At 59.2% G+C, this 14,940-nt stretch carries 8 protein-coding genes; all 8 read right to left on the bottom strand.

The annotated features are described in order from the left end of the window. Positions 1–4 precede the first annotated feature (4 nt). Complete coding sequence (locus KW841_RS05165) at positions 5–2,767, bottom strand: RHS repeat domain-containing protein (RefSeq protein ID WP_256357710.1); 2,763 nt, start codon at positions 2,765–2,767, stop codon at positions 5–7. A 241-nt stretch (positions 2,768–3,008) separates the two neighbouring features. Next, the gene (locus KW841_RS05160; RefSeq protein ID WP_256357709.1) at positions 3,009–5,897 is read right to left on the bottom strand and encodes an RHS repeat domain-containing protein; all 2,889 of its coding nucleotides are present in this window, start codon (positions 5,895–5,897) and stop codon (positions 3,009–3,011) included. A gap of 80 nt (positions 5,898–5,977) precedes the next feature. After that, entirely contained in the window at positions 5,978–7,045 is a 1,068-nt protein-coding gene (locus KW841_RS05155) for an autotransporter outer membrane beta-barrel domain-containing protein (RefSeq protein ID WP_218474152.1), read from the bottom strand. Positions 7,046–7,345: 300 nt separating this feature from the next. Next, on the bottom strand, positions 7,346–9,943 hold the full coding sequence (locus tag KW841_RS05150) for an autotransporter outer membrane beta-barrel domain-containing protein (protein ID WP_218474149.1): 2,598 nt from the start codon (positions 9,941–9,943) through the stop codon (positions 7,346–7,348). A gap of 273 nt (positions 9,944–10,216) precedes the next feature. Then, positions 10,217–11,017 carry an endonuclease/exonuclease/phosphatase family protein gene (locus KW841_RS05145; RefSeq protein WP_218474147.1) on the bottom strand — a complete coding sequence of 267 codons (801 nt, stop codon included), beginning with the start codon at positions 11,015–11,017 and terminating at the stop codon, positions 10,217–10,219. 256 nt (positions 11,018–11,273) lie between these two features. Beyond that, positions 11,274–12,032: a PIG-L deacetylase family protein gene (locus KW841_RS05140; protein WP_218474145.1), complete on the bottom strand. Its 759-nt coding sequence runs from the start codon at positions 12,030–12,032 to the stop codon at positions 11,274–11,276. Positions 12,033–12,247: 215 nt separating this feature from the next. Continuing rightward, positions 12,248–14,410 carry a glycogen debranching protein GlgX gene (glgX, locus tag KW841_RS05135; protein ID WP_218474141.1) on the bottom strand — a complete coding sequence of 721 codons (2,163 nt, stop codon included), beginning with the start codon at positions 14,408–14,410 and terminating at the stop codon, positions 12,248–12,250. A gap of 193 nt (positions 14,411–14,603) precedes the next feature. Further along, positions 14,604–14,939, bottom strand: coding sequence for a DUF2934 domain-containing protein (locus tag KW841_RS05130; RefSeq protein ID WP_218474139.1), 336 nt, complete (start codon positions 14,937–14,939; stop codon positions 14,604–14,606). Between the last annotated feature and the right edge of the window lies 1 nt (position 14,940).

The following is a 14,940-nucleotide window of genomic DNA, read 5'->3' as shown; positions in this document are numbered from 1 at the left end:
GGGATTATCGACGACCTGTTGTTGCTCCGGTATATCCGTTCTGTTTCCAAACTGAAATTATCTTGAAGGCTTCCTCAGCCGTTTTTTTAACTTCAGGCACGCCCTCTAGTTTTAGTTTGTCTGGGTGTGTAAGCAGTGCTATCGCCTTGTATCTTTGTTGTCTACTGCTTTCGTCTTCGGCAGGAAAAATAGCGCGAATATTATTTTTATTTTTGATGATGTCGATGGCCATGTTGTATCCCTTGATAATGTTTTTATCTGTTTGCGGTGGCAGTTCAATGGGAGTTACAAACGGATTTTCCGTTGGTCTCTGAGTGTTGCGTGAATGGGAAGCCCCAGGTTGCTGGCTTGATTCAAAATGCTGCCGCCCTGAATCTGTTCGTTCAGAACTACTCGGCCTACCACTCCCTGAAAATCCGGGGGAGGGCCGTCCAGCCCCTTTAAAAAATTCGAACTCAGGTGCCGTCCAGGCTACATAAGTTTCACTGGTTGTAGATTTAAATCCCTGTGCAGATTCGAAAAATTCATCAGTCGATCTAAAAATATATTCCCCAAGCCTTTCTTTTTCATTTTTAAGTTCTTCACGTATCTTAAGTATTCTTTGCGAAAACTTTAGAAAGTGTTTGTGTTTTGATATCGATTTTGTCTTGTTTATTTTTTCAAGAATTTTCTGTATTTTTATATTGTCTTTAAGGGCGACTATTATAAGTGTCGACTCCTCAAGCTCTTTTTTAAAATTTTTTAAATCTTCATCATTGTATTTTTCGCCTTTTTCTCCATTTACATCCAGTAAGGTGATCGGATTGTTGCTGACCATGCAGTAATAGTTGAGCCCGTCGATAGGGCCCGCGGGGTCTGGATTGATCCAGCGTTGTAACCACGGCGCATAGTAGCGGAGGCCATAGTAATAAAGCCCCGTCGCATCCCGTTCCTTGCCCGAATAACGCACGGTCTTGTACTTGGCTTCTGTGGCCGACCGGGCAGCAAAACAAGCCGTACCACCAAACGGGTAATACCATTCCTGGCTGATCAGGTCAGCGTTCTGGTCCAGTTCCAGGGCGCTGGATTTCAAGTGGTCGTTGAGGTTGTAGCGCACTTGATTGTTGGCGATGTCCTCGGGCTGTCCGGCGACCCAATGCAACACCTGCACGCTGTTGCTACCGGCGCTGGCAGTGATCACATGAAGGACCTCCCCGGTGCCACCATGACTACGGATTTCCACACCGGGCAGATAGCGCACTTCGCTGATCAGCGTGCGCGCATTGGTCTGGTTTGCGCGGAGCTTGCGTACACGTTGGCCGCCGCCATCGTAGACATAGCGTTCGTAGTCATCCTCCGCGTTGTCGCGCACCAGCGGGCGCACGACGCTGAGTTGATTGCGCAGGTCCCATTCCATCGCCTGGCCAGCTTGCAGTTCCCGTAGATTGCCATTGGCATCGAAGCCGGCAGCGATTTCCGCTTCCGTCGGTGGCCGTCCGTTGCGTTCGGGCAGGCAGCGGTTGCTGTATTTGGCGCGAGTCAAAATGCGGCCGTGGGGCTGGGCGCCGACGTGTACCAGGTCCAGCAGGTTGCCGCCGGCGTCGTAGTGGTAGGTCTGGGTGTAGTTGGCGACCTGGCTGGGGTCGGGGGGCAGGGGTTGCAGGTCGGGCAGGGCGGGGCCGCCGTGGCCGATTTTGGCTTCCCAGCCGCGGGCTTCGATCAGTTGACCGAGGGTGTCGTAGCGGTAGGTCTTGAGCGGTTCGATGCGCTGGTTGTTGAAGTAGCGAATCGGTTGGGCGGCGTCTTCGAGGCTTAGCACGTTGCCGCTGGCGTCGTAGCGGTAGCACAAGTCGTGAAGGGGCGTGCCATCGGCTTTGTGTGCGCTCAAGCCAATCAGGCGTCCGTCCGCGAGGTCGTAGCGATGGCGGGTGATGACGCGGTTGCCGGCGGTTTCCGACTCGATCTGGCCGGAGGCGTTGTAATGGAGAGCGCTGACCAGCGTCATCTCGTCCTCACCGACCAGGGTCAACCGCGTGTTTTTCAATTGGCCGGCGACGGTGTAGGCAAAGCGCTGGCGGTTGCCCAACGCATCCGTTTGCTGGAGGGGTTCGGCGCCTGGCGAGTAGATATGCGAAGTGGTGGCGCCATCGCCGGTTTCGAGCAAGGCGTCGCGGGCGGCTTCGCTCGCCGGCCAATCCGGTGTGTCGGCATCGCGCAAGAAGTGCCGGGTCTGTTGCAGCACCGCGCCGCCGAGCCCCAGCTCCTTCAGGTGCAGCGTGCCGGCCGGATCGTCATGGCGGATCAGTTGGCCGCAGAGGTTATGCTCGGCTGTGTCGGCATCAACCCCCGCATAGGTAAAGCGCTCAATCACGTGTTCAGCGCTATCGTCGCCACGCTCTCGCACCGCCAGGGGGCGCAACAGTGCATCGAACTCAGTCAGCGTGCGGCTACCACGACCGTCCCAACGCTCAACGGTTTGCCCGGCAGCACCTTGCAACGCCACCCGCCAACCGGCGTCGACGCTGTCACTCGCCAACGGCACGCCGGACAGGCTGAATATCTGGCTGAGGTTGGCCGGCACTGACGCATCGTTCTGCGCCAAGGCAAACAGATGCGGATCACGACATGCCACCGGTCGCCCGGCGGCGTCGAAGTGTTGATGCGTGATCCGCGCCTCTGCCGGATCGGTCGCTAGCCGTCGATGGTATTGAATGACCCTGACCGCCAGCCCGCGCGCGTCTGAAACCGCAAGGGTTGGCGTGCCGTGATGCGCATGGTCCATAGACATCCGTGCCGGCCTCGATCAGGGTGACGTGCCCATTACAATGCATCGCCGTCAAAGCCTTGGATACTGTAAGAAATACCTGTTTTCACCAACATATCCGTGGGATGCCTCGCTGGACCGAAGAAGGCTAACCGGTGCCGGTGGTGGCCAACTTCACACCAGGCCGAAGGGGGCTTGACTTTCAACGATAGTTGCTGGTTTGCAGGAAGGTGTTTACTTTCTGCAAACCACACTCTGGCAGGTCCTAGTAAGGCATGGCAGTGCGACTGCCGTTATGTCCGCGTATTTCTTTGAGTCGAACATGGTATTGGCTACTGTTGTCCGCTACTTTCCAGAACTCCGTTACTACAAAATCTGCATGTGGGGTAAATACCAGATCCTTTTCTGTTGGTACGGAGTGCGATGGGGACCATACATAGGAAGCGCTAAATCCTTCTATTGTCATAAAGAGTTTATTTGGTCCATGCATGAATGTTTCAGCAACGGATTTTTCTTTGGCTACCGAAAGAAAACTCTTTGAGTGAAGAATGGTTCCTTCTCCCAGGGCGATCTGGAAGTTACTTAGTCCGGAGTCTGATACGTCTTGGCCTCGATAATAAGTGGTGGTTGATTTGTTTGACTGGTTATATAGCAGGATGCTGATTTTCTTGGCGTCTGCAAGATTAAACACCTTTGCAGTTGCCTCTATGTCTCTCCTTTGTGATATCCCTAATATTATGCCATGCCTATCGTGGATTTCTCGTACTACTTCATCTCTATCGATTTTTATTTTTTCATCGTACCTCATAGCATAGTTGATCGCTGACGAGCCTTCATTTGTTGAGTAAATAGACTTGAATTGGTCCATGTACTTATAGGTCGGGAAGGGTTCGTTGATTTTTTTAAGATTTGATCTTGTGGAGATGGCCAAGGTGCTTGTGCTACTCGCCATGCTGTCAATCGAGCGCATAAGTGCGCTATCTTTAATGGCCCTAAATTTACCTTTAACTCTACTAATTGCCAAAGCGACAATTTTCGGATCATGCGTGTCCATATATAGGCTTGACAATGTTTTTAATGCTCTCGCTGGGTCTTCTTTGTAGGCTTCCTGGAATGATTCCAATTTCCACATTTCTCGCGAGAGATCGCCTTCAGGTGACAACCCATCAGGGTCATGAAGTACAACAGGGTTATTTCTCACCATTCGATAAAAATTTAACCCATCAATCGATCCCGCGGGATCCGGATTAATCCATCGCTGCAACCACGGCGCGTAATACCTGAATCCATAGTAGTAAAGCCCCGTCGCATCCCGCTCCTTGCCCGAATAGCGCACGGTCTTGTATTTGGCTTCTGTGGCCGAACGGGCCGCGAAACATGCCGTACCACCAAACGGGTAATACCATTCCTGGCTGATCAGGTCGGCGTTCTGGTCCAGTTCCAGAGCGCTGGACTGCAAGTGGTCGTTAAGGCTGTAGCGCACTTGATTGTTGGCGATGTCCTCGGGCTGTCCGGCGACCCAATGCAGCACCTGCACGCTGTTGCTGCCCGCGCTGGCGGTGATCACGTGAAGGACCTCCCCGGTGCCACCATGACTACGGATTTCCACACCGGGCAGATAGCGCACTTCGCTGATCAGGGTGCGGGCATTGGTCTGGTTCGCGCGGAGCTTGCGTACACGTTGGCCACCGCCATCGTAGACATAGCGTTCGTAGTCGTCCTCAGCCTCCTCGCGCACCACCGGGCGCACGATGCTCAGTTGATTGCGCAAGTCCCATTCCAGCGTCTGGCCAGATTGCAGCTCCCGCAGGTTGCCATTGGCATCGAAGCCGGCAGCGATTTCCGCTTCCGTCGGTGGCCGGCCGTTGCGTTCGGGCAGGCAGCGGTTGCTGTATTTGGCGCGAGTCAAAATACGGCCGTGGGGCTGGGCGCCGACGTGCACCAGGTCCAGCAGGTTACCGCCGGCGTCGTAGTGGTAGGTCTGGGTGTAGTTGGCGACCTGGCTGGGGTCGAGGGGCAGGGGGTGCAGGTCGGGCAGGGCGGGGCCGCCGTGGCCGGTTTTGGCTTCCCAGCCGCGGGCTTCGATCAGTTGACCGAGGGTGTCGTAGCGGTAGGTCTTGAGCGGTTCGATGCGCTGGTTGTTGAAGTAGCGAATCGGTTGGGCGGCGTCTTCGAGGCTTAGCACGTTGCCGGTGGCGTCGTAGCGGTAGCACAAGTCTTGAAGGGGCGTGCCATCGGCTTTGTGTGCGCTCAAGCCAATGAGGCGTCCGTCCGCGAGGTCGTAGCGATGGCGGGTGATGACGCGGTTGCCGGCGGTTTCCGCCTCGATCTGGCCGAAGGCGTTGTAATGGAGAGCGCTGACCAGCGTCATCTCGTCCTCACCGACCAGGGTCAACCGAGTGTTTTTCAATTGGCCGGCGACGGTATAGGCATAATGCTGGCGGTTGCCCAACGCATCCGTTTGCTGGAGGGGTTCGGCGCCTGGCGAGTAGACATTGGACGTGGTGGCGCCATCACCGGTTTCGAGCAAGGCGTCGCGGGCGGCTTCGTTCGCCGGCCAATCCGGTGTCTCGGCATCGCGCAAGAAGTGCCGGGTCTGTTGCAGCACCGCGCCGCCGAGCCCCAGTTCCTTCAGGTGCAGGGTTCCGGCCGGATCGTCATGGCGAATCAGCTGGCCGCAGAGGTTATGCTCGGCTGTGTCAGCATCAACCCCTGCATAGGTAAAGCACTCAATCACGTGTTCAGCGCTCTCACCGCCACGCTCTCGCACCGCCACGGGGCGCAACAGCGCATCGAACTCAGTCAGCGTGCGGCTTCCACGACCGTCCCAGCGCTCAACGATTTGCCCGGCAGCACCCTGCAACGCGACCCGCCACCCGGCGTCGAGGCTGTCACTCGCCAACGACGCGCCGGACAGGCTGAATATCTGGCTCAGGTTGGCCGGCACCGACGCATCGTTCTGCGCCATTGCAAACAGATACGGATCACGAGTGGCCACCGGCCGTCCGGCGGTGTCGAAGCGTTGATGCGTGACCCGCGTCTCAACCGGATCGGCCGCTTGCCGCCGATGGAACTGCACCGCCCTGAGCGCCAGAGCACGCGGGTCGATGACTGCAAGGGTCGGGGTGCCGCTATGCACATAATCCAAAGGCATTGGTGATGGCCTTGACCAGGGAGGCTGCCATCACAATGCATCACCACCAGAGCCTTGGATACTGTAAGAAATACCAGTTTTTACCAACGCATCCGCACACCCAGGCTGCCAATCAACCCATTCAAATCATTGTCGTCCACGTCGCTGCTGTAGTCGGCGCTGACGTACAGGCTCACGGTCGGGGTGACCTTGGCGACCAGACCCAGGCCCAGTTCGACGGTCGAGGACTTGCGGCTGCTGCTGATCTTGTCGACCTGATCGAGGGTCACGGCATTGCCGCTGTACACGGTGTGCCACAAGTTGGTCCGCACGTAGGGTTCGACGGGCATCCCGCTTATGTCGTAGCTGCCTTTCAAGTGCGCACCGACTCGACCGCTCCATGAAGTCAGGTCACTGGAAGAGGCGTTGCCCGAGCCTGCATACGGGGTGTCCAGGGTGATGCGCTGATTGATCAATTGCGCCTGGGGTTCAATCACCCAGTTTTCACCCAGACCGATAGGGAAGCCGCCTTCCACCGACAGCGTCATCGCGCTGCCCTCGGTGGCCCTTCGGGTCCCTTGTTCGTTGCGGCTGAAGCCGTTGACCCGGCTACCGCTGGCGGTCAGGTCGACGTGCCAGCCTTGTGGACCGGTCAGGCTCCAATAGGCGCCGAGGCTTTGCCCCCGGAGGTTGAGCGTGTCGCGGTTGGGGTTGGACATGGCCGGGGTGACCTGTGCGCCCTTGTTGTTGAGCTGGAACTGGTTCGAGCCACTGACCAGACCGACCCTTTGCGTATGGCCGCCGGCACTTTGCAGGGTGAGGATCGCCGGGCCTTTGAGTTCGTGGGTGCCGGGAACGGCCATAGCCTGGGAAATGTAATCGGCTTGTGCCTGGCGGGAGGGCTGGCCGTAGAGGTGGTCCCAGGCAATGGGCGCGGCGTCTTCGGTGGTCAGGCTGGAACTGCGCAGATCGGGATGGTCGCTGAATGGACCGGGCCAGGTTGCTGCAAGGGTAGTCAGACCGATAGTCGGGATGTCCTGGCGATACCACGGCGTTGTTTCCTGCTCGGCAGTGGCGGCGAGCAATTCCATGGAGGAACACAGCAGGAGTGAACTCGATACAGTGCAAAAAGTGACTTTGATCTCTTGTGAAGTGAGTGAAGTTTTCATGGAGGTCTACCTTGCAGTCGCATGCGGTATCTCGTTCTGGCGTCTCTCCTACCCCGAATGAGGGGCGACCGAATGGATTAGGCGGCGTCACGGGCTGCCCGTTTTTACGGGAGCCCGTGGCTGGTCCTGGTAGTGTTTTCGGGGGTAGTAACCTGAAGTCAAGAAGACCGAAACAGTCGAGTCAAGAAGATGGCCGATCAGTGGTAATGGTTTAAAAGGGCCTGTTCAATGGTGTGTTTCCAGGTGCTTGTTTATTCGAGCAATCGTCAAAAAACCTCGGGATAGAGCGGTTTCAACTCCTCACCACCTGACCCGAACCCCCACGTTACCGACCGTTCCCCGTTGTTGGTTGCTGTCGATATTGCTGGTGTAGTCAAGTCCTGCGTAGACACTGACCGAGGCGGCAACGCTCAGTACCATGCCGATTCCAAGGTCGGCGGACGAGGCTCGTTGCTGGGTTTCGACCTGATCGACATGGTCAAAGGTGACCGTGTCGGTACCGGTAAAGGTGTGCCAGATATTGGCCCGCAGATAGGGTTCCAGCGGCCGGCCACTGACTTCGTAGCGACCCTTGAGGCGTGCGCCGACGCGGCCGGTCCAGGCGCTGTCGGAATCGAACGAGACATGGGAGATACCGTCGTCCTGGCTGCCGAGCTTGACCTTCTGGTAAATCGCCTGGGCCTGGGGTTCGACCACCCAGTTGTCTGCCACGGTGATCGGGTATCCGACTTCTGCCGATAACGTGGTTACGTGGCCGTCATTGTCGATCTTCAGGCCACTTTCGGAACGGTTGTCGCCATTGAGCCAGGTGTACATGGCCACGGCATCGAAATAGGCGCCGGCGGGATCGGTGAGGGTCCAGTACACGCCAAGGCTGTCGCCTTTCAGCTCGACGCTGCCGGAGCGTTTGCCTTCGAAGCCCTGATTGAAACCGTCGACATCCCCTTGCAGGCGACTGTGGCCGATGAAGAAACCGCTGCGCTGGGTTTGCCCACCCGCCAATTGTGAACTGAACAGGTCATTGCCGACCTGGAAGCCATTGAGCGAGCCGTCCAGTCTTGGTGTGACGGTGCCGGCCCAGGTCTGCTCGAGGTTCTTGCCGTAGACCCGGCCCCAACCGGCACCCAGGGCCCCGGTTTCCGTGAGCAGGCGCTGATCGCCTTGACGGTCATGAAAGGTACCCAGTGCTGTCAGGGTCAATTGTGCTGCAGCTGGCGGCACTACCGACCAGGCAGGCACTGCCTCGCGATACAGGGGGATAGGTTTTGCGCCGGGTACGGCGGCCGGTAACACAGGCGCTTCGAGGGTCACGACGCCTCCAGCGCCTTGAACCCCGTTGGCCACAACCACGGGCGCGGCGACCGGCACTGCCACGATAGGCACCAGCGTCGGCGGCAAGGCGGGATCCGGGTTGGCGACGGCAACCACGGGCGGCGCCACCACCGAGGAGCGCAAATACCAGCTGTTTTCGCTGCCCGGTGTGATACCGCCTTTGAACAGGCGGTAATCGAAGGCGCCAACCGACACCCGGGCTTTGAGGGCGAACGCGGTGTTGTCGCTGACCGCCGTGCCTTGGGCCTGAACCAGCTGGATGCCGTTTTGCCGGGTCAGGGCACCCGCGCCGCCAACGTTGGTGACGCTGATCAGGGTGCTGCCGGTCAGTGTTCCGTTGTTGACCACCAGCTTGTCGCTGGGTGAACTGTCATCGCCCACGGTGCTTTGCAAGAGCAACTGACCGCCGTTACCCACGTAATTGCCTTCAACCGTCAGGGTGTCGTTGGTACGCGAGTTACCGCCGGCAAGGTCGATGACCCCACTGTTGTTCAAGGTCGCGAGGCGGCCCGCGGTCGAAGATGAGATGCTGCCCTGGATTGACGTGAGCACGCTGCTGCCGTCGATGTTGAACACGCCGGTGCCCGTGGTGCTGTCCCCCAATTGAAGATTGCCATCGAGATCCAGGCGCGAGCCCTGGACCAGATTGAGGGTTTCCCAATTGATATACCGTGCGGCGCCCGATGAAGTGGTGTCATCGAAGGTCAGCAGGTCATTGCCATTGCCGCCATCGATGCTCGGGGTCTGGGCGAGGGTGCTTTCGGTCAGATTGCGCAAAGTGGCGCGGTCGTTGCCTGCCCCCAGCAGGACTTGCGAGCGGATGATCCCGCCGCCGTCCCACACCAGCGTGTCATCACCGTTGCCGGCGCGAATCTCGCCGACGATTTCTCCGCCGGTGATCGTGATGCTGTCGTTGCCGTTGCTGACACTGATGTTGCCGCCGATACGCCCCCCGGAAACGATGATCTCATCGGTGCCCAAACCGGTCACCAGGTTGCGGAGGATCTGCCCACCGGACATATCGAAGATATTGTTATCGAGTTTCATGTCGACCCGGTCGATGATGCCGTCGGTCATCCTGGCCACGTCGCCATCTTCGAAGGCGCCAAGGATGGTGCCGCCGGTCATCAGGAAGGTATCGCGGCCGTCCCCTTGGGCCAGGGACTGAATGATTCCACCGGACATGATGAAGTCATCGATGCCATTGCCTTGGCTGACCGCCCCGCTGACTTGCCCGGCGATGATCATAAAGCTGTCCGCCCCGTCGCCCAGATCCACGGCACCGGCCACGGTGCCTGAGGCCATGTTCACAGCGTCGGCGCCAGCACCGAAGGTCACGTTGCCGTTGATCCTGCCGGTGCCATTGGTGGGGAAGGTCAGGGTGTTATTGCCCGACAAATCGGTTAACGGCCCGCTGGTGGCGCTGTCGCAGACGAAGTTGTCGTTGCCGGCGGTAGGGGTGAGTGTGCAGGCTGCGTAGGCGGGTTGGGACCAGTTCGCACATAACCAGATCGAGAACAGGCAGGCGCCATAACGGTACTTGGGCAGATCTGTCGAAAACTCCATGTTGCCTCCGCGATGGGATCAACTTCCGTTCCTTTGGCCATCATCGATGGCCAGGAACCAGACGTGCTTGGCAGCGCGAGTTGCAAGACAACATCGGGAGCAACTATAACCCGCAAGTACCTTCGGCAACCAAGGCGCTACGTGTGTGTCGCAAGCCCCTGCGGATGTCCGTCAGGGCGGCAACAACGTAGCAGGCACCGATCCAACATGGCTACTGTCAGAAATAACAGGTGGGGGACGATTTCTCGGTACTTCACACTCAATCGCCGCGATTCAAAGATGCACTTCCACCGCCAACGGCAAATGGTCGGAAAGGTGCGTCCACGGCTTGTTGCCGAGTATCTGCGGCTCATGGCTGCTGGCATTGCGCAGGTAGACGCGGTCCAGGCGCAACAAGGGGAACCGCGCGGGGTAGGTTTTGGCCGGGCGGCCATGGTGGCGTTCGAAGGCTTCGTGCAGGTAGTCGCGGCGGGCAAGGGTGGCGTTGCCTTGCATCTGCCAGTCGTTGAAGTCGCCGGCAATGATCACCGGCGCATCATCCGGAAGGGATTCGAGGAGCTGGCAGAGCAACTGCAATTGCAGCTGACGATGGCTTTCCAGCAGGCTGAGGTGCACGCAGATGGCATGCACTTCGCTGTGCCCCGGCACGTCCAGCACGCAGTGCAGCAAGCCGCGACGTTCCGGGCCGGTAATGGAGACATCCAGGTTTCGGTATTCGCGGATCGGGTATTTCGACAGCAGGGCATTGCCATGGTGACCGTCGGGATAGACAGCATTGCGCCCATAGGCGAAGTCGCTCCACATGCTGTCGGCAAGGAATTCGTATTGCGAGGTCTGTGGCCAATCGTTGTAGCGGGAGGAGTGGCGGTCGTGCTCGCCGACCACTTCCTGCAGAAACACCAGGTCCGCCGACGTACTGCGCACGGCTTCACGTAGTTCGGGGAGGATGAAGCGCCGGTTGAGCGCGGTAAATCCCTTGTGGGTATTGACCGTCAGCACGCGCAGTCGGTGGATGTCCGGGGGAGTACTCAACGGCACCGATTCAACTGATTGCCGCTTGGAATGACTGGCCACGTTCGCTCCTATGATTGGGGGCTGCCTATGTATGCGACTGATGCATGGACGGGCAGTTCAGTTTGCCTTTAACGCCGACGCGCCAGATCTGACACTCTGCGGCGTAACCTCGGCGGCCAATGCCCCCTGTAGGAGCGAGCTTGCTCGCGATAAACCTGAGAGCACCGCGGGGTGTCAGGCTCCCCGCATCATCGTTGACCTCCATCGTCGGATCGCCGCCCGGAGCATGCTCGCTCCTACAAAAAGCGCAGTGGGATCAGACGAAGACGATTTCATAAGGCAAACGAATGCGCTCCAGCAGCGTGCGCGGCATCAACGGCGCAAGGCCGATGGCGGGCTCACCGTCGAGTTGGCTGGCGTAGGCGTGGGTGGCGTGGCTCTTGCGGGCGACGGTCCAGGCATCGAGGCGCACCTTGCGCGCACGATGCCAGGGGATCAGCTCCCGGTCCCGCGCCGGCCAGTGCCAGGCCCTGAACGGCACGTCGTTGTAGGTGGCGCCAACACTGGCCGCCGCCCTGGCACTGGCGCGGCCGACGGTGTCGTGGTCGACGTTGCCGTCTTCGCACCAGGTGCTGAACACCACATCACCCGGGCGCAGGTAGCGCGCGATGAATTGGGCGATCCGTTCTTCGTGTTCCACCAGGGCGTTGTCGGTAAACCCGCCTCGGATCCACTTCAGGCTGTGCATCGGCAACCCGAGTCGGCGGATGGCTTCCACGCTTTCCTGGGGACGAAACACACTGAGGCGTTTTTCCGACCACTGCCGAGAGCCGGGATGGCTGGCGCTGCCGTCGGTGATCGAGATCAATTGCAGTGGGTGGCCCAGGTTGCTGAGCAATTGCAGCAGGCCGCCGCAGGTCACGACTTCATCGCCGGGGTGCGGGGCAATGAGCACTGCGCGAGCACCGGCAGGCACGAGGGATTGGGTGTTGATGACCGCAATACTGTCCAGTTGCGGGGCACTGTTCCAGATCTGGGAGGGCAGGCTGGCTTCGCTGAGGGAAACGGATTTCATGGGTATACGTCCTTGTGCTGCTTCGCCTTCAGTCGTGCGCGAGACAAGCCCGGCCGACCCGTGAGGGCTGGTGGATAGCGAGGTGCGACAACCCCAACCCTGGATTGCCGCGAATCGAGTATTGCTCATGCAACGCTATTCGTCGCGTCGCGAACCCGACCAAAATGATTTTTCCGCTCTGCGGCAGTGGCGCGCTGAATGCCTGAGCCTCGTTGTCACTCCTCTTCCTCATGCTGCAACTCGAACAGCAGCAATGAACGACCGGTCACCGAGTACTCGTGGCCGAACTCGAAGCGCTCCTGGCCACGGATCGACGGCTGGTTGGTGTCGATCATGCACGTCCAGAAACCGCCGTCAGGCACTTGCGGCAGGCGGAAATTGACGATGTCGTGATGCGCGTTGACCACCAGCATCAGCGTTGCGTCGGCACCTTTGCGGCGAATGCCGGTTTCCTGGGCGCGGCCATCGAGCAGCATGCCCAGGCAGCGGTTGTGTGCATCGTGCCAATGCTTGGTGGTCATTTCCGTGCCGTCCGGCGCCAACCAGGTCACGTCCTTGACGCCGATGTCTTCGTTGTAGTTGCCCACCAGAAAACGCCCGCGGCGCAGGATCGGGTAGGTCAGGCGCAACTTGATCAGGCGCTTGACGAACTTGAGCAAGGCCTTGCCGTCTTCGCTGAGGTCCCAGTTGACCCAGCCGATCTCGCTGTCCTGGCAATACGCATTGTTGTTGCCCTCCTGGGTGCGGGCGAACTCGTCGCCGGCCACCAGCATCGGCGTGCCCTGGGCCAACAGCAGGGTGGCGAAGAAATTGCGCATCTGCCGATGGCGCAGCGCGTTGATCTCGGGATCATCGGTGGGGCCTTCGACGCCGTGGTTCCAGGACAGGTTGTTGTTGCTGCCGTCCTGATTGTTTTCGTCGTTGGCCTCGTTGTGCTTGTCGTTATACGACACCAGGTCGTTGAGGGTGAAGCCGTCATGGGCGGTGACGAAGTTCAGCGATGAATAGGGGCGCCGACCCCGTTCATTGAACATATCCCCCGAAGCGGTCAGGCGGCTGGCGAAGTCCGCCAGTTGACCGTCGTCGCCCTTCCAGAATGCGCGCACGGTGTCGCGAAATTTGTCGTTCCACTCGACCCAGCCCGGCGGAAAATTGCCGACCTGGTAACCGCCGGGGCCACAGTCCCAGGGTTCGGAGATCAGCTTGACCTGGCGCAGCACCGGGTCCTGGCGGCAGGCGACGAGGAAACTGTGGCGCTCATCGAAACCGCCGTGATATCGCCCGAGTATGGTTGCCAGGTCGAAGCGGAACCCGTCCACGTGCATTTCCGAAGCCCAGTAGCGCAGGGAGTCGGTGACCATTTGCAGTACGCACGGGTGACTCAGGTCCAGGGTGTTGCCGGTGCCGGAATCGTTGATATAGAAGCGCTTGTCATCGGGCATCAGGCGGTAGTAGGACGCGTTGTCGATGCCGCGCATGGACAGGGTCGGGCCTTGCTCGTTGCCTTCGGCGGTGTGGTTGTAGACCACGTCGAGAATCACTTCCAGATTCGCTTCGTGCAGGTGCGCAACCATTTCCTTGAACTCGGCAATCTTGCCACTGGCCAGGTAACGCGGGTCGGGGGCGAAGAACGCGATGCTGTTGTAGCCCCAGTAATTGGTCATGCCCTTGTGCAGCAAATGCTGGTCGTTGACGAACGCGTGGATCGGCAGCAACTCCACGGTCGACACGCCGAGCTTGCGGATGTGCTCCAACACGTCATCGACCATCAGCCCGGCAAAGGTTCCGCGCAGGTTTTCCGGGACCGAAGGGTGACGCATGCTGAAGCCGCGTACATGGGTTTCATAAATGATCGTCTTGTCCCACGGTACGCTGACGCGGTGGTCGTGGCCCCAGGTGTGCGCCGGGTCGATGACCTTGCACTTGGGCACGAAGGGCGCACTGTCACGTTCATCGAAGCTGAGGTCGGCGTCGGGGTGGCCGATGGTGTAGCCGAACAGCGCTTCGGACCATTTCAACTTGCCGACCAGTTGTTTGGCGTAGGGGTCGATCAGCAGTTTGTTGGGATTGAAGCGATGACCGTTGGCCGGGTCGTACGGACCGTAGACGCGATAGCCGTAAATCAACCCGGGATGAGCGTCGGGCAGGTAGCCGTGGAAGATCTCGTCGGTGTATTCGGGCAGTTCGATGCGTTCGAGCTCAACCTCGCCGCTGTCGTCGAACAGGCACAGTTCGACCCGGGTGGCGTGGGCGGAAAACAGGGCGAAGTTGACTCCCAGTCCGTCCCAGGTGGCACCCAGCGGGAAGGGCAGGCCTTCACGGATTCGCGTGGCTTCAGCGCGGGGGGCTGGCGCGGGGGCTTTCTTTGGGCTGGTCATAAGTGCTCCTGCAAACTAGAAATCTATGGCGACTGCCATGCCGCCATCGCGAGCAGGCTCGCTCCCACATTGATCGGGAACGGGCCACAAATTTTTGAACGACACAGATCCCATGTGGGAGCGAGCCTGCTCGCGATGAGGCCATCAGGCTCGACGTTCATGGTGACTCTTCGCAAGCCTTGCCAGGACTGTCTCAAACCGCGGGCGGTTTTCGCGCCGCACGGGGCTTTTTCTCGACGGCCTTTTCTCCCGGCGGGATCACTTTTGAAGCCGCCGCCGGTTTGGCCTTAGCTTTCGGCGCGGCGGTCTTGCCATTGAGTGTCTTGTCCGGGGCGATTTTAGCGTCGCCGGTTTTCTTCGGTGCTGCCTTGCTGGCGGTGGACTTCGCAGGCTTTTTCGGGGCCAGGGCTTCGGCTTCCGCCAGTTTGCACGCCATCTCCCAGTGGCGGGCTTCCTGACCTTCGGGTTTTCCTTCGGACTCCCAGATCTGATAGGCGAATTCGCGGATGCGTTTATCGTCGGTACTCATC

This window comes from Pseudomonas sp. PDM28, from assembly GCF_019219115.1.
Lineage (GTDB): Bacteria > Pseudomonadota > Gammaproteobacteria > Pseudomonadales > Pseudomonadaceae > Aquipseudomonas > Aquipseudomonas laurylsulfatiphila.
This window is presented reverse-complemented; position numbering and strand designations above follow the sequence as displayed.